This window comes from Streptomyces sp. NPDC002640, from assembly GCF_053592575.1.
Genome location: NZ_JBSFVZ010000018.1, coordinates 161,174 through 180,420, shown reverse-complemented (window position 1 = coordinate 180,420; position 19,247 = coordinate 161,174). Strand labels below are relative to the sequence as shown.

Here is a 19,247-nt window from a genome sequence, read left to right as displayed (position 1 = left end):
TTTCTTTTCTTCATTAACCGGCGCCCCGCCCGCTCTCCTCACTCCCGCACCCCCGGTCACCCCCCCCGTGGGCGGGGGGCTGGGTTCGGGGGCGGAAGCGCTCCGCCGCGCACGGCTCCCGACGACGCCATGGATCACCGCCCGTCGGACGCAGCCCGCTGAGGGCGGGCGGCCCGGGCCGGGCTTCGAGCGGCGGGCGGCCGGGACCGGTGCGGTCTAGGCATCCGAAGGGCGGGCCAGTGCGGCGAGTTCCGCGCCGGTGGAGACGGTGAGCGCGTGCATGCCGTAGAAGACGCGGCCGGTCACCGGGGAGAGGACCGGTGTCCGGCGGCCGTCCGCCGGATCCCGCACGTACCCGAGCACGCCGTCGGCCGTGACGTCGTCACCGGCGGAGAAGGCCGGGTACCACAGGCCGGTGGCCGGCGCGGTCACGGAGGCCGCCCATGTCCACGCGCGGACCGGCCCCGTCGACGCCGGAACGGACGGGGGCGTTACCTCCAGCACCGACAGCAGCCCCAGCAGCCGCAGCAGCCCACGGCTCAGCCGGTCGGCGGCCTCGGGGTCCCGTTCGCCGAGCCGGCCGGATTCGACCAGGACCGCGGGGACACCCGCGCGGGCGGCCGCCGCGTGGCTGTTGCCGCCGCTAGCGTCGAGTCCCGCGATCACGTCCAGGATGCCGATGGCGTGCGCCAACTCCCTCGTGCGGCGGTCCAGAACGGGGTCGCCGGTGAGCCGGTGGCCGACGAAGTCGCGCAGGTCCTCGTCGATGCCTCCGGAGTGGAGGTCGACGTAGGCGTCCGCGCCGGCGAGCAGGTGGGTGAAGTGCCAGGCGGCGAGCCGCTCGGTGGGCAGGCCGTCGGGGTCTCCCGGGAACACCCGGTTGATGTTGACGCCGTCGAGCGGTGACGCGGCCAGCCGGCCGTCGTACACCGCGGGCGGGTTGGCGACGGGGCAGACGACGACCTGGCCGTGGACCCGCCGGGGATCCAGGAGGTCCACGAGGCGGGCGGCGGCGTCGATGCCGGTGAACTCGCCGCCGTGCATCCCGGCCGTGAACACCACGCGCGGTCCGGGGTGCGTCCCGTCGACCACGACGAGGGGCACCTCCACGGCGGTGGTGCCCAGGTCGACCCGTATCCGGCCCCGGGTGACGTGGCCGGGTGCCGGGCGCAGCGGGGCGAGCGTCCAGGGGGCGGAGGTGGTCATCGGACGGCCCTTTCGTCGCCGGAGACCGTGGACGGCCCGGTGGAGTACAGCTCGCGTGCGGGGAGGGTGCTCACGATCCGGCCGTCGCGCAGGGTGGCCACCCGGTGGGCGAAGTGGCGGACGACGGCGAGGTCGTGGCAGATGAACAGGTAGCCCAGGCGCAGGCGTTCCTGCAGGTCGGTGAGGAGGTTGAGGATGCCGGCGCGGACCGAGGGGTCCAGGCCGGAGACGGGCTCGTCGAGGACCAGCAGGCGCGGCCCGCTCGCCAGCGCCCGCGCGATGCCGACCCGCTGGCACTGACCGCCGGAGAGTTCGTGCGGCCTGCGCCCGCCGAGGCGGACGTCGAGGCCCACCGTGTCGAGGAGTTCGTCGACGCGGTCCGGCCCGGTGACCGGGTCCCACCGGCCCTGCACCCGCAGGGGTTCCGCGATCGTGTCGCGGACGCGCAGGCGCGGGCTGAGCGAGCCGTAGGGATCCTGGAAGACCGGCTGGACGGCCGGGCGCGTCGCCCGGAGGGCCGCCGCGTCGAGGGTGGCCAGGTCCCGGCCTTCGAACAGCACCTGCCCGCTGTCGGGCCTGCGCAGCATGAGCACGGCGTTCGCGGTGGTCGACTTGCCGGCGCCGGAGGGGCCGATCAGGGTCAGCGTCTCCCCGGCCGCGATGTCGAAGGAGACCCCGTCGACCACCGGCCGGGACGTCCGGCGGCGCCCGCGGACGGGATGGCGGACGGTGAGGTCGCGCACGCTCAGCAGCGGGTTCACGCGGGGCTCTCCTTGCGGAACAGGTCCCGCGCGGTGGCGGGCACGTCCTGGTGGCGGTGGCAGGCCACCACGTGGTGGGCGGGGTCGTCACGGCCGGCGGGCCCCGCGGCGACGGGCTCGGGGGTGTGCGCGCGGCAGCGGGCGTCCGCCAGGGGGCAGCGGGGAGCGAACGCGCAGCCCGACAGGATGGCGAGCTCCTCGGGTGACGGCGGCGCCCCGCCGATGACGGGCAGCCGCCTCTCGGCCACCGGCTCGTCGGGAGGCAGCGAGGCCAGCAGCCCCGCGGTGTACGGGGCGCGCGGCCGGGACAGCACCGTGCCGACGGGGCCGGACTCCACGAGCCGGCCCGCGTACAGGACCAGCACCCGGTCGGCGTGGCGGCGGACCGCGGGCAGGTCGTGGCTGATCAGGAGCAGCGCCGCTCCGGTGGTCTCGCGCAGCGACCCGAGCACCCGCAGCAGCTGGTCCTGGGTCTCGTGGTCGAGCGCGGTGGTCGGCTCGTCCGCCACCACCAGGTCCGGCTCGTTGACCGTGGCCATGGCGATGACGGCACGCTGCCGCATGCCGCCGGAGAACTCGTGCGGGTACGCGCGGGCCCGCCGCTCGGCGTCGGCGATGCCGACCCGGTCGAGCGCGGCCACCGCCGCGGCCCGCGCGGCACGGCGTCCGAGGCGCTGCACCGAGCGTGCGGCGGCGGCCAGTTGCTCACCGACGGGATGGACGGGGCTGAGCACGGACAGGGAGTCCTGGGGGATCAGCGAGATCCGGCGTCCCCAGAGGCCCGCGTACGCCTTCCGCCCGGCCGGAAGGACCTCCTCGCCGTGGAGGCGGACACTGCCGGTCACCTTGGCGTCGGGCGGCGCCATGCCGACCAGGGCGCGGGCGGTCAGGGACTTGCCCGCTCCCGACTCCCCGGCCAGCGCGAGGATCTCGCCCGCCCGGAGGTCGAAGGAGAGGCCGCCGACCGGCCGGGCCACCGGCCTCGTGCGACCGCCGGGGAAGGTGACCGACAGGTCGCGCACGGACAGCAGCGAAGAGCGACCGGTCATGCGGTCACCTCCTTCACGGGAGACGGTTCCTGCAGAGGGGACGGGGCCTGCGCGGGGGAGGAATTCCGCACGGGAGACTGGTCCTGCGCGGGGGAGGGGTTCCCCACGGGGAACGGGGCCTGCGCGGGGGACGAGTCCGTCACGCGGGACGAGTCCGTCACGCGGGGCGGGCCGGAGGCACGGCGGGAGACGGTGAGGGCGGAGAGGGAGACCGCGAGGCCCGCCAGCAGGGCGAGGGCCGCGGCCGGAGCGAGCGCCGCCCAGGGAGCCCGCTCGATGTACGCGCGGGACTCGTCGAGGAGCAGCCCCCACTCCGGGGCGGGCGCCTGGGCGCCCAGGCCGAGGAAGCCGAGGGAGGCCAGCGCCAGCGCGATGCCCGGCAGCCGCAGGACCGCGTGCCGGGCCACCGGTCCGGCCACCGACGGCAGGATGTGCCGGGTCAGCACCCAGAACTCCGTGGCTCCGATGGCCCGTTGGGCGGACAGGAACCCGGCGGACCGGGTCTCCTGCACCAGCGCGGCGGCGTGCGCGGCGAGCGGCGGCCAGGAGATCGACGCCACCGCCACCGAGGCGCCCACCGTGCCGGGGCCGACGGCGGCGGCCACCAGGATCCCGGCGATCACCGGTGGCAGGGCGTTGGCGACGTCCGCCACGCCCGCGGCGAAGCGCGGCAGGAAGCCGACGACCAGGGCGAAGACGTAGCTGAGCAGGCAGACCAGGCCGGCGACCCCGACGGTGTCCCGGGCACCGTGCCCGAGCCGGGCCAGCACGTCCCGGCCCAGACCGTCCGTCCCCAGCGGATGCGCCCACGACGGAGGCATCAGCCGGGCCGCCGTGTCGACCGCGAAGGGGTCCCGCAGCATGCCCCACACGGTGACCAGCACCAGGACCGCCGCGAGGACCGCGGGCACCGCACGCCCCACCCGGCCGGTGGCGGCGCGTCGTGGCGCGGGCAGGGCGAGCGCCGCGTCCCGCAGTCCGGGACCGAGCAGCCGCGTGCGCGACACCTGCGCGGCGGCCCCGGCCGCGAGGCCCAGCAGCAGCAGGGCCAGCACCGCGCCCTGGAGCAGCGGCAGGTCCTGGGCCTTGGCGGCGCCCAGCGCGGTCCGGCCGATGCCGGGCACCGCGAAGACCGTCTCGACCGCCACGGCGCCTCCCGTGAGGCCCACCGCGACCAGTCCGAACTGCGGCGCCACCGCAGGGAGGGCACGCCGCAGCACCGCCCCGGCGATCCGCCGGGAGGAGACACCCGAGGCACGCCACAGCCCGGTCCACCGCTCGCCGGCCACGGCGGGCACGGCGTCGTCGACCAGCCGGCCCAGCAGGCCGCCCGCCGGCAGCCCCATGGCCAGGGCCGGCAGCACCATGGACCGGGGCCCCGTCCAGCCCGAGGTCGGCAGCGCCCCCAGCCACACCCCCAGCACCAGCAGCCCCACCGTGGCCAGCAGGAACTCCGGCACGGAGGCGAGCACGGCGGCCGGCGCCCCGGTGCCGGTGCGGCGCAGGGTCCCACGCCCCGCACGGACCACTGTGCCGGCGCACAGGGCGGCCGCGACCAGCAGGGCCACGACCAGGGAGACGCCCATCAGGGACAGCGACACCCGCAGGGCGCCGGCCACCGACGGCAGCACCTCGGCACCGGACACCCAGGACGAGCCGAGGTCGCCCCGCAGCAGCCCGGCCGCCCAGCGGGCCAGCAGCGCCGCCGGCCCGGCGTCCAGGCCGAGGTCCTCCCTGATCGCCCGGAGCGCCTCCTCGGTCGCGGCCTGCTCGGCGGACCGGGCGCGCAGCACGCTCAGCGCGGCGTCGCGCCCGGACAGCCACGGCAGCAGCCCGATCACACCGATCACGGTCACCAGCGCGGCAGCGCGCGCGGCGGCGGTTCTCATCCTGTGTCCTGTCCTGCTCGATCCTGTGATGCTGTGATGCTGTGATCCGGTGCCGGTGCCGGTGCCGGTGCCGGTGCCGGTGCCGGTGCTTATGCGCGGTGGGTGTCGGCGGTGACCAGCAGACGCTCGCGCGGGTCCTTCGCGGAGCCGACGACATCGGCGGCGTCACCCTGGATGACCCGCTCGTGCAGCATCGGGATCGCCGCGTCGCTGTTCAGGACGGCGGTCTCCGCCTCGAGGACCGCCGCGCGGCGGGCCGCGCCGGGCGGCGTGGTGTTCGCCTTGTGCAGGGCCTTGTCGACGACCGGGTCGGTGAGCTGGGAGAGGTTGAACGTCCCCTCGCTCCCGAAGTCGCTGGAGAGGTAGGCGGCCGGGTCCCCGGAGTCCAGCACCGTCGCCCGGGACAGGATGAACGCGTCGAACTTCCCGGCGAGCGCGTCGGACTCGATGTTGGCGTACTCGCGGATCTCCAGCTCGACCGTGAAACCGGCCTTCCGGAGCTGCTGCTGGAGCGTGGCGGCGACCTCGGGGAGTTCCGCGCGGTCGGTGAAGGTGCCGATGGTGATCTTCCGGCCGCGCGGATCGCCGGCCTCGACGGGCCTCGTGCGGCCCTTCCGCTGCTCGGCCCAGGGGACGGCGGGGCCCAGCAGCCCCTCGGCGACATCGGCGCGGCCCTCGTAGACGCCGTCCACCAGGGCTTCGGCGTCGATCGCCTCGCGGGCGGCGGCCCGCAGCGCGGGATCGGTGAAGGCGCCCCGTTCGGTGTTGAGGTACAGCGTGTTGGTGCGCGGCATGGGGACCTCGGTGATCTGGTCCTCCTCCAGCAGCGACGCCTGGGAGACCGGGACCGACTCCACGATGTCGGCCTCGCCGCTGCGCAGGGCGGCGGCCCGGGCGGTGCCGTCCGGCACGAACCGCACGTCGATGCCGGGAGCCTTCGCCAGGCCGCCCCAGTAGTCCTCGTTCCGGTCGAGCGTGGCCGAGCTGGTGCCGTGCACCTTCTTCAGGACGAACGCGCCGGTGCCGGTGCCGACCGGATTCACGGACCGGCCCGCGTACGCCTTGGCGGAGAGGATCGACAGCTGCGGAGAGGAGAGCCGGTGGGGGAGCAGCGGGTCGCCCTCGCCGGTGGTGACGGTGAGGGTGTCACCGTCGGCCTTCGCCGTCAGCTCGACACCGTCGAGGATGCGGGGCTTGGGGGCGGCCCCGGCGGCCTCGGTGAGGGAACGGGCCGCCGCCTCGGCGGTGAGCGCCGTGCCGTCGTGGAACCGCACGCCGTCCCGGACGGTGAAGGACCAGGTGCGCTCCCCGGTCCGCTCCCACTTCTCGGCCAGCGCCGCTCGGGGGTCGCCGTTGGCGTCCAGGGTGACCAGCGTCTCGGCGGTGCTCCACCGGGACAGCTTGAAGGCGTCGTCGCTCAGCGGGGACAGCCCGGAACGGGGCGGCTGCATCATGACCACCCGCAGCCGGCCCCCGTCACCGGAGGCGTCGTCTGTGTCGGGCCCGGCGGAGAAACAGCCGGTGAGCAGCAGGGCGGCGGCCGCGGCGAGGGAGGGGGAGGGCTTCATGGGGATGCGCACGGGGGTCTCTATCTATGTGGGGACACGCCTCGGGGGACTGACAGAGGACTATACATAAATGGTTATCGTTTCCAATAAGAGGGTGTGGGGTGGCACGCAAAAGCCCCGTCGGGGCGGGTGACCACAGGGGTCCCCCGCCCCGACGGGGCTCGGTCGGCCGGGTGGCGGATCACCGCCGCCCGGCCGGGGCCGGTGTCGTGTGCGGCGCTCTCCGGCTCAGGTTCAGCCGAAGTTCACGTCGCTGCACCACATGTAGGCCTGGTCCAGGTGCGAGGCCTGCCAGACCACGAACAGGATGTGGTGTCCGGTGTAGCCGGAGGTGTTGACGTTGAACCGGATGTCCTGCGCCGGGGCGTAGCGGCCGGTCTGCGTGATGAAGTCGAGGTTGCCCCAGCCCAGGGTCTGGGTCTTGGGGTTGAAGCCCTGCTTGCTCACGTAGACCTTGAAGTAGTCGGCGCCGTGGGACGCCTGGTCATGCAGCTGGACCGTGAAGTTGCTGGTGATGTTGGTCGTCTTCCACGCGCCGGGCTTGTCCAGGCTGGCGTTCCTCGAGAGGTTGTTGCTGCAGAGCGTCCCGTCGGGGGTCCGCGCCTGGAACTGGCCGCCCAGACCGTCGCGGAGGGCGCTCATCCAGTTCCACATGGTGTCGGCGTTGGCCTGGAACGCCTGGTAGCACATGGGGTCTTCGGTCTGCATGGCCGGGCTCATGTGGTTGCTGCCCCACGTCTTCCAGCACTGGTACGCGCGGGTGCCGGGGTTGACGATGGTGCCGTGGGCCTGTGCGGGGGTGGACCAGGCCAGTGCGCCGGCGACCACGGCGAACAGCATGACGAGCGCCTGGAGGGGTCGGCGGAGCGCCGACCGTGAGCGCCCGGGTAACGGACTCTTCTCGCGCATGTGGGGGGACTCCTTCCAAGGACAAAGCTATGATGGGAGCGCTCCCAACGCTACGACTTCTTCCTGAAATGTCAACGACACAAACGGAGTTGATTGCAAGGATGTCCGGTGAGCAGGGAGTTCACCCGCGAACCGGAACCCGGAACCGTCCCTGGAACCCTCCCCGAACCGGGCGCCGAGTCGCCTCGCCGGCCCGCGGGAACGGGCCCCCGGCAGCACCGGGCGGAGCGCGCCGGTCCACCGTCACTTCACCGAGATGAGATCTCATGAACCGCAACCGAGCCGCCGTCGGCGCCGTCGCCGTGACCCTGTTATCCGCCGGCCTCGCCGTCGGCCCGGCGACCGCCACCACCGCGACCGCCACAGCCACTGCCGCCACCTCGACCGAGACGAAGGCCCGCGTCGCGGCCGACTGGACGACCCAGTCGATCGTCTTCACCGCCGCCGCGGGGCAGGCCAACGACCTCAACGTCTTCGCCATGTACACCAGCGACGGGATCCGCCGGATCGGCTTCCGCGACGTGGTCCCGCTCGAACCGGGCGAGCACTGTGCGCACTCCAGTGCCGAGGACACCACCTCCGTCGTCTGCGAACTGCCCGCCGACAGCTCCCGGCCCGACAGGATCGACGTCCACCTCGGCGACGGCGACGACAGGATCGCCGCCTTCACCCCCGGGGTCGGCACCGTCGACGGCGGCGCCGGGGACGACGAACTGCACGCCCACACCGCACGCACGGTGCTGGGCGGCGCCGGCAACGACATGGTCATGGGCCCCGCGGCCCTGTACGGCGGCGACGGCATGGACCACCTGATGGGTGACGACGGCGACCAGCGCATGTGGGGAGGCCGGGGCGACGACATGATCGAGGGCTACGGCGGCGACGACACCGTGCACGCCGGCTCCGGCGACGACCACGCCATGGGCGGGGACGGCCGCGACGTCCTCCTCGGCGGTTCCGGCGACGACATGCTGGACGGCGAAGGCGACGACGACCTGGTCTGCGGCGGCACCGGGAAGGACGTCCTCGAAGGCGGAGCCGGCCGCGACATCGTCCTTCCGTAGACGCGCTTTCGGCTCCGGCTCCGGCTGTGGTCCTGGCCCGCGGCGCGAACGGCGTCGCGGGCACCGGGCCGCCGCGGCCGGTGGGCGCCCCGTCCTCCCCTCCCTCCCCGTGCCGCGTCAAAAGCACTGTCCTGTCTGCCAGTTGAGGCGGCCGGGGCGCAACACCCGCGGGTAGTCTCCTTACCTCCCGCCCTGTAGCCGGACACACGAGAGGAACCGACCATGCGCGCCGACAGACAGCAGCGCCTCGCCCGGCCGGACGAGAGGCGAGCGCTTCCTCGGCAGCCCGAGCAGGTCCCGGTCCTCCGCGAAGGCGGCCCCGCTGCCGCCGGGCGACCCGGCCCGATGTCCCCCGGGGGCGCGGGTGCCCTCCAGCGGACCATCGGCAACGCCGCGGTCGTCCGGCGCATGGAGCGCGAACGTCACCGGCACGGCCCCGACTGCCGTCATGCCACCGCCGTGCAGCGGCTGGCCGACGACGAGGAGGCGCAGACCGACGCCGTCGCCCAGGCCGATGCCGTGACCCGCACCGCGGGCAGCCCGATGCGGGCGGACGTCCGGCGCAGGATGGAAGGCGATTTCGGCGGGGAGGACTTCGGCGACGTCCGTGTCCACGTCGACCGCGGGTCGGCCGAGGCCCTCGGTGCCAAGGCCTACACCACGAAGACCAACCGGATCGTCTTCCGCAGCGCGGCCGACATGGACGACCACACCTTGCGGCACGAGTTGCAGCACGTCCGCCAGCAGCGAGCCGGGGGCGTACCCACGGGTGTCAGCCACCCCACGGACGCCCTGGAACGCGACGCCGAGAGCACGGCGGCCGAGCTGGGCCGGCAGCCGCAGGGCGTGCAGCGTGCCACGGCCGCGGAACACCCCACCACCAGGCCGGTGGCGGCCACGGCCCGCGCCGGTGTCGTGCAGCGCGTGCTGTCGAAGACCACGCAGAGCTTCTTCCAGACGTGGGCCGGAGCGGGCAGCCCTCGCCTCAACCCGGAGCAGAAGAACTGGGTGTGGAAGAAGCTCATCGAGATCAACAAGAACGAGATGGCGGTCAAGCGGCTCACGCCGGAGAAGGCGTTGGCGCAACTGGCCGAGCATGACCTGACCCCGGCCGCGATGGACGCGGAGATCGGCAGCGCGTCGACGGCGCGGCAGGCCGCGCCGCCGGAGTCCATGGAGCAGTACCAGGAGCGGGCCGAGGGCACCGTCCGCGACGCCGACCGCATCTGGCGCGAGCGACAGCCCGACATGCCCCGGCTGGAGACGCGGACCTTCGACATCGAGGGCCTGGGCCGGGGAACCGTCGCCATGCTCAAGAGCGCCTCGGCACCTCGGCACCCCGACATGCTGGCGTGGTTCTCGCACGGCTACGAGGACAAGCAGCCGATCGCCGTCGGCACGCCACGGCAGTACGGCTTCGCCGTCCAGTCGGAGCAGAGCCTGAACCGGGTCGGGGCCGACGCCCAGATCTTCGCGTCGCTGCCGGACGCCCTCGCGAACGCCGGGGTGGAGCCCACCGGCAACGCGCCGGGCGAGTACGTCCAGCCCCACCACGCCACCGAACTCTCCCTGGAGATCGACCGCGTGACCGGACTGGTGGACCACTGCGACGTGGCGGTCCTGCTGGACTTCCAGTGGTCCGACCAGGTCGCCGATGCCTTCGCCGAGGCCAGGAAGGCCGAAACCCCGCCGCTCGCCGTCATCGTCGACCAGGCACAGGCGCTCAACAGGTACACGTCGCTGCTGATCTACGCCTGCCGGACACCCTGGTCGGTCAACGCGGCCGCGGAGGGCAGCAGCAAGCTCAAGGCGAGCCTGCAGAAGGAACTCATGAGCCAAGGAGGGCTCTCCGCGGCCGAGGCGCTGGCGCAGGCCCAGGAGAAGTACGAAGGCTCTCCGCAGCGCGGCAAGGTCTACCGGTAAGGCGCCGCCTCGTCCGGCCGGGGAGACCTTGCGCTGGCGGTGGAGGCGGTTGCGGCGGTCGAGGCGACTGGCGCGGTCGACGCGGGCGAAGGGGCCGTTGCGGCCGGCCCGGCCGACGCCGCTCCCGGGCCTGGCCGTGCGGACCCTGGTGAGCGTGCGGACCGTGGAGTCCGGCGGGTCAGCAGCACCACGCCCCGGGCGGCCGCGGCGAACCCGGCCGTGGCGAGGAGGACGCCGAGGGTTCCGCCGTGGAACCGCTCTCCGAGCAGCCACAGGCCGATCGCCGCCGCGGCCAGCGGATTGGCGAGGGTCGAGGTCGCCAGGGGGGCACCGAGGCCGCCCCGGTATGCCGACTGGGCCAGCAGGACCGAACCGACCGCGAACCCGACTACCAGGACCGCCAGCACCACGGTCTGCGCCGCAGGCACGGAACGGGCGCTCCCTCGGGCGAAGGAGACCGCCAGCGTCTGGGCGAAGGCGGACCCCACCGCCGAGGCCACCCCGGACGCCACGGCGCGGAGCAGTCCGGCCGGGTCCCGGGGCGCGCACAAGGTGACCAGCAGCACCACCGTCCCGCCGGCCACCGCCAGCGTCGAGGCCGGTGACAGCGCCCGGTCCGGGGCCGGACCGGAGACGGTGAGGAGCAGGGCGGTGAGGCCCAGCAGGGTCAGGGCGGTGCCGCGCCGTTCGGTCCGGTGCACCCGGCGTCGCGCGACCCGTGCGCCCATCGGCACCGCGACGACGAGCGTCAGCGCGCCGAGCGGCTGCACGACGGTGAGCGGGCCGTAGCGCAGGGCGCCGATGTGCAGCAACGCGCCGCCCAGGTTCAGGCAGGCCGACGCCCACCAGGCGGGCGTCACCAGCAGTGCGCCCAAGGAGGCGCCGCGGGCGCGGGCGACGAGACGCTCCTGGCTCACGGCGGCCGAGGCGTAGGCGACGGCGGAGGCGAGGGACAGGGCGACGGCGAGGGCCGTGGCGTTCACCTGCCCGCCCCACCGCCGCTGAGGTCACCGGACTCGGTCCTCGCCACCCGCGCGGACTCGGTCCTCGCCACCGGCGCCGGGGTCTGGGCGTCGCGGTCGGCGAGCTCGGAAGGGGCTCTCATCTCCAGCCTTCTCACGGACGGTCGCACTGTGGCCGACCACGCACGGCGGCCGGTGTACAGCGTTATCGAAACGGTCTAGTATCGGTACGGCAGAGTACCGGTACGCGTCCGTATCGGTGAGGGTGGGGTGCCTCGCACGTGGCGGAAGGGGAGAGCGCATGGCCTCGCGGACGGAGGAGGGGGCGCGGCCGGACGGCTCGTCCCGTCGTTCCAAGATCACGCCCGAGCGTGAGCGGGAGTTCTTCGAGGCCGTGCTCGATCTGATCCGGGAGAGCGGCTACGAGGCCGTCACCATGGACGGCGTGGCGGCCGCGACGCGGTGCAGCAAGTCGACGCTCTACCGTCAGTGGAAGTCCAAGCCCCAGTTCGTGGCGGCCGCGCTGCGGGCCCGCCGCCGCGGCCGGTTCGCCGACGTCGACACCGGGTCGCTCGCCGGGGACCTGCGGAAGGTGGCCACCGTCATGGGGGAGAGGTCCGGCGGGGACACCCGCCTGTTCCAGGCCCTGGGCCACGCCGTCACGGTGGACAGCGACCTCCGCGACGCCCTCCGGGAGTCACTGGTCGCCCCCGAGGTCGCCGATCTGGAGGCGATCCTGCGCAGGGGAGCCGACCGGGGCGAGATCCCCGCCGGCCATCCGGCGCTGTCGTTCGTGCCGGACATGCTCTTCGGCGTGCTGCGCATGAGGCCGGTCGTCTCCGGCCGGTACGCCGACAGCGACCACATGGTGCGGTTCGTGGACTCCGTCGTCCTGCCCGCCCTGGGTGTCGATGTGGGGGCCGAGCCCGGGGCCGACGTCAGGGCCGCTCCCGGGGGTGGATGAAAGACCGGGCCGGCCGCCCGTGGGATGAGGCGGCGGGTCTGAGCGTGCCGCACGTGGGGACGGCGCGGCGCGCGACACGGACCGGGTGGAACGCCTCTTCGAGCGGGGAGGCGTCCCACCCGGTCCTTTTCCGTCCGTCCGGCTGTGGCGAGCCACTCAGCCGCTCCGTGGCGGCCACGGCAGTGCGGTTGCGTGACGCGAGGCGGCCCCGGACGAGGCGGCCGCATGCAGGAAGGCGCGGCGTCTCTCCAGCGCACGCGCGGCAGTTACTCGACGGCAAGGCCTGGCAGGCTCCCTGGAGCCGAGGGCGTTGCCCGGCGTATTCGCCGCTGCCCGGGAGGAGTTGGGCGGAGCCGACGCCTGGGGCCGTGGACTTTGTGAAGGTAGCGTGACCTCAACGCGAAGATCGGGAGGGGCGCATGCCGAGCAGGGCTGTGGTCATTGGCGCGAGCTTGGGCGGTCTGCTGGCCGCGGTGGCTCTCAGCAGCCACTTCGACCAGGTCGTTCTGATGGAGCGGGACGGTCTGCCCGACTCCGCCGAGGGCAGGAAAGGCGTCCCGCAGGGCCGTCACGCGCACATCCTCCTGCCCAGCGGCCGGGAGGCGATGGAAAGCCTGATACCGGGTCTCGATCTGCGGCAGACGGTTCTCGACGCCGGCGGCCGCGAGATCTCGATGACCGCCGACGCGCTCATGACGGGGCCCGCCGGCTGGTTCCGGCGCTGGCCGCGGAGGAGCCACTGCCTGCTCACCTGCAGTCGCGACTTCCTGGAGTGGACGGTCCGCCGCCACGTACTGGCCCGGCCGAACATCACGGTGACGAAGGACGAGGCCGACGGCCTCCTCGGCGACGCGGACCGGGTCACGGGCGTCCGCGCCGGCGCGGCACCGGTTGACGCGGACTTCGTCGTCGACGCGAGCGGACGGGGGTCGCGGGCCACCAGGTGGCTCGAAGGCCTGGGAACGACGGGCATCACCGAGGAGGTCGTGGACGCGGGACTCGTCTACGCGAGCCGCCTCTACCGCATCCCCGCCGGTGCGGAGCGCTTCCCCCTGGTGATGCTGCAGGCGAGCCCCGATCCCGGCACGCCCAGCAGGTCGGCGGCCCTCGTGCCCATCGAGGACGGCCGGTGGATCGTCAGCCTGAGCGGAACCCGTGGCGGCGAGCCCCCCGCGGACGCGGACGGCTTCGTCCGTTTCGCCCTGGGGCTCCACCACCCGCTCGTGGGCCAGCTGATCTCAGGTGCCGAGCCGATCTCCGACGTCCTCCGCACCCACAGCACCCGGAACGGACGGCGGTACTTCGAGAAGGCGCGTTCCTGGCCGGACGGGTTCGCCGTCCTGGGCGATGCGGTGGCGTCGTACAACCCCGTCTACGGGCAGGGCATGAGCGTGGCGGCGCTGAGCGCACGGGCACTCGCTCGCGAGCTGGAGCGAGGCGGCCCGGGGGCGACCGGCACGGCCCGCAAGGCGCAGAGGGCGATCGCGCGGGAGGTGGACGCGGCCTGGGCCCTCAGCGCCTCGCAGGACAGGTGGGTGCCCGGAGTCGAGGGAGACGGCCCGTCACTGGTGGACCGGCTCCTCACCCGGTACACCCGGCGCATGGCCCTGGTGGCCACCACCGCCTACGACGTCTCCGCGGCGATGTGTGACGTGACCACCCTTCAGCTGCCCGGCACGCACCTGTTGCGTCCCTCTCTACTGGCCGCGACGATCGCGGGTCCGAAGCTGCCACCCCTCGACGGTCCGCCGCTGACCGAGGAGGAGAGGGCGATCGTGCGCAAGCTGGACCGGAAGGCGAACCATCCCTGATCACGCCCGACCGCCCGCGGGTGACCGCGGACCGGGCCCCACCTAGTCGGTGAGCCGTTCAGGGCGGCTGCTGCTCCCGCTCAGTCCGGCCGATTCATGGGTCTCGGTTCGGAGGAGGCTGTGCAGTGCCGGGTCGCGCAGGGCCTGGGACAGCTCCACCAGAGCGGCCTCGTGCAAGGACACGAAGCCCCGGTGCTCCTCGGGTACTTCGGCCCGGCCGGGCCGAGCGGCCACGGAAATCATCGCGGCCGCGGCCAGCACGTCGACGCGCTCCGGGGCGCATCCCGCCCGAGCGGCATGTCGACGTGCCCGACGGTGCACGCGGTCGTCCAGGCTCCCGTTCAGGCGGTACAGGGCATCGCGGATCGCGTTGACCCGGCGCGTGAGGTGGAGGTGACAGTTCAGGCCCGACAGGCCGCCCAGCCGGACGGTGTAGCGGCTGTCGGACGGCACGAGGAGTCGGTGCAGCGGGCGGAGCCGAAGGACCACCAGGAAGGGCTCCAGCTTCCTCCGTCCCACGGGTACGAGGTAGCCCAGCATCACGAAACAGGTGCCGACAGCGACAAGGGCCGGCGCCACGTCCGTGCTCAGCGTGTCCCAGGAACGCCCGCCCCAGCGCGCCGCCACCGCCATCAGCTTGCAGACGCTGTACGCGGTCACGCTGATCCACCCGGTGAGGAGGAGGAGAAGCGAGCCGCGTACCCACCCGGTCGTCCGGCGGGACCACCGTGCGCAGAGCACCGCGGTGGCGAGTGCCGCGGTCAGGTGTGCCACCAGGTACACCACGATCATTTCCCTGATGAAGGGCGTCCCCGCGTAGTAGGTGTCGAAGTCGCGCCGCCTCTCGACCGGAGCGTCGCCGGCGAAGAACAGCGTGAACAGCGCCACGGTCACGAGCGCGTAGGCGACACCGCACACCAGGTTGGTGCGCCGCACGCGAGCTTCCGGTCCGCCGTACCACTGGATCATCAGCGTCAGCGACGCGGCGCTGAACGCCATGACGGCGCTGTAGGCGAGCGGTGCGGCCACGTTCGGCGTCGACGTGACGCTGTTCACCGCCGTCACGGTCGCCGGCGCACCGAAGACGAAGCTGCAGGCCCCCACGAAGGCGATGATCGCCACGGTGCGTCGGAGCGGGTCGTCCCGCAGGGCGCGGAAGCCCGGCCATTGAGCCAGCAGCCCTGTCAGGAGAGACCCGGCGGCCAGGTAGTAGATCCAGGATTCCATGTCAAGGAGTCTGGCGGGGGGTGGTCACCGGCGAGCTCCAGACAGCAAGGCAGACGAAGTTGCGACGACGATAATGCGCGCGAGCACCGGCTGACCATACTTCCGACACCTCGCCCCCCGGCCCCACGATCCACGATCCGGAACGAGGGCCTCGGGTACGCGCGGCCGGCGACGGCGCCGCCCCGACGAGGGGTGGTGAGCTACTCGCCGCTCCGTGGCGGCCACGGCAATGCGGTCGCGTGACCGGAGGCCGGCTCGGACGAGGCCGCCCGGCGCAGGTGTTCGGCGAGCGCCGCGGTGGCCGGGGACCCCGTGTGGTCCTTGTTGCCCCACGCCAGCAGGTGGTGGCGGCGGGCCCAGGCGTCCCGCAGCGGGCACACGTCGAGGGGCAGGCCGGGGTCGACGGCACGGCGCGGTACGACGGCGAGACCGGCGCCGGCGGCGGCCAGGGAGACGAGGACGTTCAGGTCGGCGACCGTGGTGCGGTGGCGCACGACCGGGGCGTGCGGCCCGAGACGCTTCTCGATCCAGCGGCGCAGCGAGGAGCCCGCGTCGAGGCCGACGAGGGGGTGCTCGGCGACCTCGTCGTAGGTCACCGCGGACCGTCCGGCGAGGACGCCGCCGGCCTGGCCGATCGCGACGAGGGAGTCGTCGCCGAGGGGCTCCATGCGCAGGCCGCGGTCCCCGGCCTCGTTGTCCAGGACGACCCCCAGATCCGCCGCTCCCTCGGCGAGCAGCCGCACGGTCCGCGGCGTGCGGCTCTCGGACACCGTGACATCGGTGTCCGGGTGGGCGCGGAGGAACGAGATCAGGGCCTGCGGCACCAGCCGGTGCATCGCGGAGCCCCCGCCCAGCAGGACGAGGGGAGCGGTCGGCGGGCGGGTGTAGCTCGCGACGGCGCTCTCCAGCCGCGCGGTCCGGTCGAGCACGTCGCGGGCGTGGCGGGCCAGGGTCGTGCCCGCCGGTGTGGGCCGCACGCCCCGGCGGCCGCGGACGAGCAGCGTCACACCGGCCTGGTGTTCCAGCGAGCGCACCCTGGCGCTGGCCGAGGGCAGGCTCAGGTGCATGCGGTGGGCGCCCGCCGTGATGGAGCCCTCCGTGACGATGTGGAGGAACAGCCGCAGGTCGTCCAGGTCGTAGCGCACCGGATCAGCCTACGGCCCAGGCTACGGCCCACCCGTGGGTTCAGCCTTGGGCCGAGCCTTAGGTCCAGCCTTAGGCAGGGTGCGCCGATTCCGCATTGTGGAACCGCGTCGCCGCGGGCGATCCTCGGCGGGTGATCGAGTTCCTCCTTGTCCTGCTGGCCGGAGTCGGCGCCGGAGCCCTGAACGCCATCGGGGGCGGCGGGACGTTCGTCGCGCTGCCCGTCCTCGTCGCCGTCGGCCTGCCACCGGTGACGGCGAACGCGGTGTCACGGATCGCCCTCGCCCCCGGCGCGGTGGCCGGCGCGTGGGTGTACCGGCGCGAACTGACCCCTGTCGGGGCCGCGTCCATCAGGGCGGTGACCGCCGTCGACGTGATCGGCGGTGGCGTCGGCGCCGGGCTGCTGCTGACCCTGCCCGCCGCGTCGTTCGACGTCGCGGCGCCGTGGCTGCTCGCCTTCGCCACGCTGGTCCTCGCCTTCGGCCACCACCTCTCCCGGGCGTGGGGCCGGGTCGCGGGCCGCTCCGTCGGCATGAGCGCGCGGGCCCTCCTGATCGGACAGTTCGCCCTAGCCGTCTACGGCGGTTACTTCGGCGGAGCCGTAGGCATGCTGATGCTGGCGCTGTGGAGCATCGGCCTCGGGCTCGACCCCGCGGCCGGCAACCCGATGCGGGTCGCCCAGCTCGCCGCCGTCCACCTCAGCGCGTCGGTGCTGTTCCTCGTCGCCTCCGACGCGCTGAGCGCTCCCCGCCCCCTCACCGCGATGCTGCTCGGCGCGGTGGCCGGGGGCTTCGCCGGCGCCCACCTGGCCCGCCGCCTCTCCTCCCGGCTGCTCCGGGGCATTCTGCTGGCGACCGCCGTGATCACGACCGTCCTGTACTTCCTGCGCGGCTGACCGCACGGAAAGGACCCGCCCGGCGGGCAGCCGGGCGGGTCCGTCGTGCGGGGTGGTGCGCGGCGGCCAGGTGCCTCCGCTGTCATGCGCGTGAGCCCGTGCCGAACCACGCCTCGGCGAGCGACGACAGCGTTCCTTCGGCAGGGGCGTCCAGTTCCCTCATGTACCAGGGGAGGTTGCTGTACACGTGCAGCAGCGTGTGGGCGAGCAGTTGGGACGGCTCGAAGATGTGGCCGTACGCCCTGGCGAGCCGGGCCAGCAGGTCCGGATCGCCGCCGGTGACGAACAGGCCGACGCCCACGAAGTCGTAGGCGCGGTCACCGATCATGGCCGGTTCGAAGTCGAAGAGCCCGGTCAGGCGCCACCCGTCGGGGTCGACGAAGAAGTGCTGCCGCATGACCTCGGTGTGCAGCAGGGAGCGGTGCGGGGCGCGCGGCAGGGGGACCGAGCCGAGGAAGTCCGGGATCTGTTCCAGCCAGGCGGCCGGCAGCCCGCGGGCGCGCTGCCGCTCCACGGCACCGGCGGTCTGACGGTCCAGGAACGCACCCCAGTCCCCGGGCCCGAGGACGTCCTCGAGGGGGTCAGGGCTGATCGAGTGCAGGACCGCCAAGGTCTCACCGATGTCGGCGACCAGCCGTTCACGGTGGCGTCGCGGCACGCGAGCCCACGCGTGGGCCAGGTTCTCACCGCGGAGCCGCGACATCAGGACGTACTGCCAGCCGTTCTCGTGCGGGCCGAACGCACGCACCCGCGGTGTGGGCACCGGGAGCCGCCCCTCGACGTGCGTCAGGACGCGGCCCTCGGCGACGCCGTCCGCTGCGGCCGCTTGGGGAACAGCTTGAGGATGTGCTCGTCCCCGACCGCGTAGACCGGCTGCGACCCGTCCGGGAGACGAGTGAGCGGCAGGCCGGCGAGACCGAGGCGGGCGCAGAGATCCTCCGCTCCGGGCCGCATCACCGTCTCGTCGGGGACGACGGCGTCCCACTCCTCGTCCGTTTCCACCAAAGGCAGCATGACCGGAGACGGTAGGTCGCCCGGTGCGGGGAAGCAACGCGGTTTTCCCGCGGAGCAGTCACCGGTCACCGGCGGCTGCACCGGCGGCTGCACCGGTGGCCGCACCGGTGGTGCGGCGAGGGGCCGTTGCCCTGTGACTGATCGATCGTTCTTACATTTCCCCTGGTACGGTGCGTGCAGCATTCGAGGAGTGGCCAGGGAGAAGGAGCGGGACCCGTGCCCAGCCAGCCCGCAGGACACAAGGCGATCGTGGAGGCGGCCCGCACGGAATTCTCCGAGCAGGGCTACGGCGCCACATCGATCCGGGACATCGCGAAGCGGGCCGGGGTGAGCCTGTCCGCGCTGTACTACTACTACAAGGGCAAGCAGGAACTGCTGGTCGCGATCCTGGACGAGGGCCTCGACGCCTACTTCGGCGCCTGCGAGCAGGCACTCGACGCGGCCGGCGAGGATCCCGCCGAGCAGTTGGAGGCACTCGTATCCGCGACGGTCCGCTTCCGCAGCGAACACCCCGTGAAGAGCAGCATCGTGCTCACCGAAGGACGCAGCCTCGAGCCCGAACACCTCGCGCGCTACCGCGAGAACGAGGAGCGGGGCACCCGCCAGTTCCGGGACGTCATCGAACGCGGTGTGGCCGAGGGCGTCTTCCTGACGCCGTTCCCGGACGACGCCCGTCGCGCGGTGATCGCCATGTGCAATGCCGTCGCGCAGTGGTACCGGCCCGACGGCCCGCTGGGCGTCGAGGAACTGGTGGAGCGGTACGTCTCACTGGCCCTCACCGTCGTCGAGTACCGCCCGCGCAGCGCGCGGCGCCCGGTGCGCGCCTGACCGGGAGCCTCGGTCGGGGGCTCGCCGGGCGCGG

General features: G+C 73.6%; 16 protein-coding genes and 1 pseudogene. 6 read left to right on the top strand and 11 right to left on the bottom strand.

The window, feature by feature from the left end:
* Positions 1 to 216: 216 nt before the first annotated feature.
* The 6 genes from ACWD3O_RS23335 to ACWD3O_RS23310 all read right to left on the bottom strand — a co-directional run bounded on the left by ACWD3O_RS23335 (position 217) and on the right by ACWD3O_RS23310 (position 7,313).
* On the bottom strand, positions 217 to 1,206 hold the full coding sequence (locus ACWD3O_RS23335; RefSeq protein ID WP_451417218.1) for an ethanolamine utilization protein EutE: 990 nt from the start codon (positions 1,204 to 1,206) through the stop codon (positions 217 to 219).
* Positions 1,203 to 1,967, bottom strand: a complete 765-nt coding sequence (locus tag ACWD3O_RS23330) for an ATP-binding cassette domain-containing protein (RefSeq protein WP_451417217.1) — start codon at positions 1,965 to 1,967, stop codon at positions 1,203 to 1,205. The genes ACWD3O_RS23335 and ACWD3O_RS23330 overlap by 4 nt, the downstream gene beginning before the upstream one ends.
* Positions 1,964 to 3,016 (bottom strand): ABC transporter ATP-binding protein, encoded by a 1,053-nt coding sequence (locus ACWD3O_RS23325; RefSeq protein ID WP_451417216.1) that lies wholly within the window; start codon positions 3,014 to 3,016, stop codon positions 1,964 to 1,966. Before ACWD3O_RS23325 ends, ACWD3O_RS23330 begins: the two co-directional genes overlap by 4 nt.
* On the bottom strand, positions 3,013 to 4,905 hold the full coding sequence (locus ACWD3O_RS23320) for an ABC transporter permease subunit (RefSeq protein ID WP_451417215.1): 1,893 nt from the start codon (positions 4,903 to 4,905) through the stop codon (positions 3,013 to 3,015). The genes ACWD3O_RS23325 and ACWD3O_RS23320 overlap by 4 nt, the downstream gene beginning before the upstream one ends.
* A gap of 89 nt (positions 4,906 to 4,994) precedes the next feature.
* Positions 4,995 to 6,473: an ABC transporter substrate-binding protein gene (locus ACWD3O_RS23315; protein ID WP_451417224.1), complete on the bottom strand. Its 1,479-nt coding sequence runs from the start codon at positions 6,471 to 6,473 to the stop codon at positions 4,995 to 4,997.
* A 234-nt stretch (positions 6,474 to 6,707) separates the two neighbouring features.
* Positions 6,708 to 7,313, bottom strand: a complete 606-nt coding sequence (locus tag ACWD3O_RS23310; protein ID WP_451411721.1) for a lytic polysaccharide monooxygenase auxiliary activity family 9 protein — start codon at positions 7,311 to 7,313, stop codon at positions 6,708 to 6,710.
* 335 nt (positions 7,314 to 7,648) lie between these two features.
* Between ACWD3O_RS23310 and ACWD3O_RS23305 the strand changes: the two genes are divergently transcribed.
* Together ACWD3O_RS23305 and ACWD3O_RS23300 are read left to right on the top strand one after the other, a co-directional pair.
* Entirely contained in the window at positions 7,649 to 8,446 is a 798-nt protein-coding gene (locus tag ACWD3O_RS23305) for a calcium-binding protein (protein WP_451417214.1), read from the top strand.
* A gap of 222 nt (positions 8,447 to 8,668) precedes the next feature.
* Entirely contained in the window at positions 8,669 to 10,369 is a 1,701-nt protein-coding gene (locus ACWD3O_RS23300) for an eCIS core domain-containing protein (RefSeq protein WP_451411578.1), read from the top strand.
* Here ACWD3O_RS23300 and ACWD3O_RS23295 read toward each other — a convergent pair.
* Positions 10,360 to 11,352: a hypothetical protein gene (locus ACWD3O_RS23295; RefSeq protein WP_451417213.1), complete on the bottom strand. Its 993-nt coding sequence runs from the start codon at positions 11,350 to 11,352 to the stop codon at positions 10,360 to 10,362. The two genes, ACWD3O_RS23300 and ACWD3O_RS23295, sit on opposite strands and share 10 nt — an antisense overlap.
* Complete coding sequence (locus ACWD3O_RS23290; RefSeq protein WP_451417212.1) at positions 11,349 to 11,474, bottom strand: hypothetical protein; 126 nt, start codon at positions 11,472 to 11,474, stop codon at positions 11,349 to 11,351. Before ACWD3O_RS23290 ends, ACWD3O_RS23295 begins: the two co-directional genes overlap by 4 nt.
* 158 nt (positions 11,475 to 11,632) lie before the next feature.
* On the opposite strand from ACWD3O_RS23290, the gene ACWD3O_RS23285 reads away from it, so the two are divergent.
* The gene (locus ACWD3O_RS23285) at positions 11,633 to 12,295 is read left to right on the top strand and encodes a TetR/AcrR family transcriptional regulator (protein ID WP_451417211.1); all 663 of its coding nucleotides are present in this window, start codon (positions 11,633 to 11,635) and stop codon (positions 12,293 to 12,295) included.
* 419 nt (positions 12,296 to 12,714) lie between these two features.
* On the top strand, positions 12,715 to 14,106 hold the full coding sequence (locus ACWD3O_RS23280) for an FAD-dependent oxidoreductase (protein WP_451417210.1): 1,392 nt from the start codon (positions 12,715 to 12,717) through the stop codon (positions 14,104 to 14,106).
* Between the two features lie 42 nt (positions 14,107 to 14,148).
* On the opposite strand, the gene ACWD3O_RS23275 is transcribed toward ACWD3O_RS23280, so the two are convergent.
* Complete coding sequence (locus ACWD3O_RS23275) at positions 14,149 to 15,333, bottom strand: DUF6545 domain-containing protein (protein WP_451417209.1); 1,185 nt, start codon at positions 15,331 to 15,333, stop codon at positions 14,149 to 14,151.
* Positions 15,334 to 15,533: 200 nt separating this feature from the next.
* Positions 15,534 to 16,478: a LysR family transcriptional regulator gene (locus ACWD3O_RS23270; RefSeq protein WP_451417208.1), complete on the bottom strand. Its 945-nt coding sequence runs from the start codon at positions 16,476 to 16,478 to the stop codon at positions 15,534 to 15,536.
* 131 nt (positions 16,479 to 16,609) lie between these two features.
* On the opposite strand from ACWD3O_RS23270, the gene ACWD3O_RS23265 reads away from it, so the two are divergent.
* Complete coding sequence (locus ACWD3O_RS23265) at positions 16,610 to 17,371, top strand: sulfite exporter TauE/SafE family protein (protein WP_451417207.1); 762 nt, start codon at positions 16,610 to 16,612, stop codon at positions 17,369 to 17,371.
* 82 nt (positions 17,372 to 17,453) lie between these two features.
* Here the strand turns inward: ACWD3O_RS23265 and ACWD3O_RS23260 are convergent.
* Positions 17,454 to 18,385: pseudogene (locus ACWD3O_RS23260) on the bottom strand (phosphotransferase).
* 216 nt (positions 18,386 to 18,601) lie between these two features.
* Between ACWD3O_RS23260 and ACWD3O_RS23255 the strand changes: the two are divergent.
* Entirely contained in the window at positions 18,602 to 19,213 is a 612-nt protein-coding gene (locus tag ACWD3O_RS23255; RefSeq protein ID WP_451411587.1) for a TetR family transcriptional regulator, read from the top strand.
* Positions 19,214 to 19,247 lie beyond the last annotated feature (34 nt).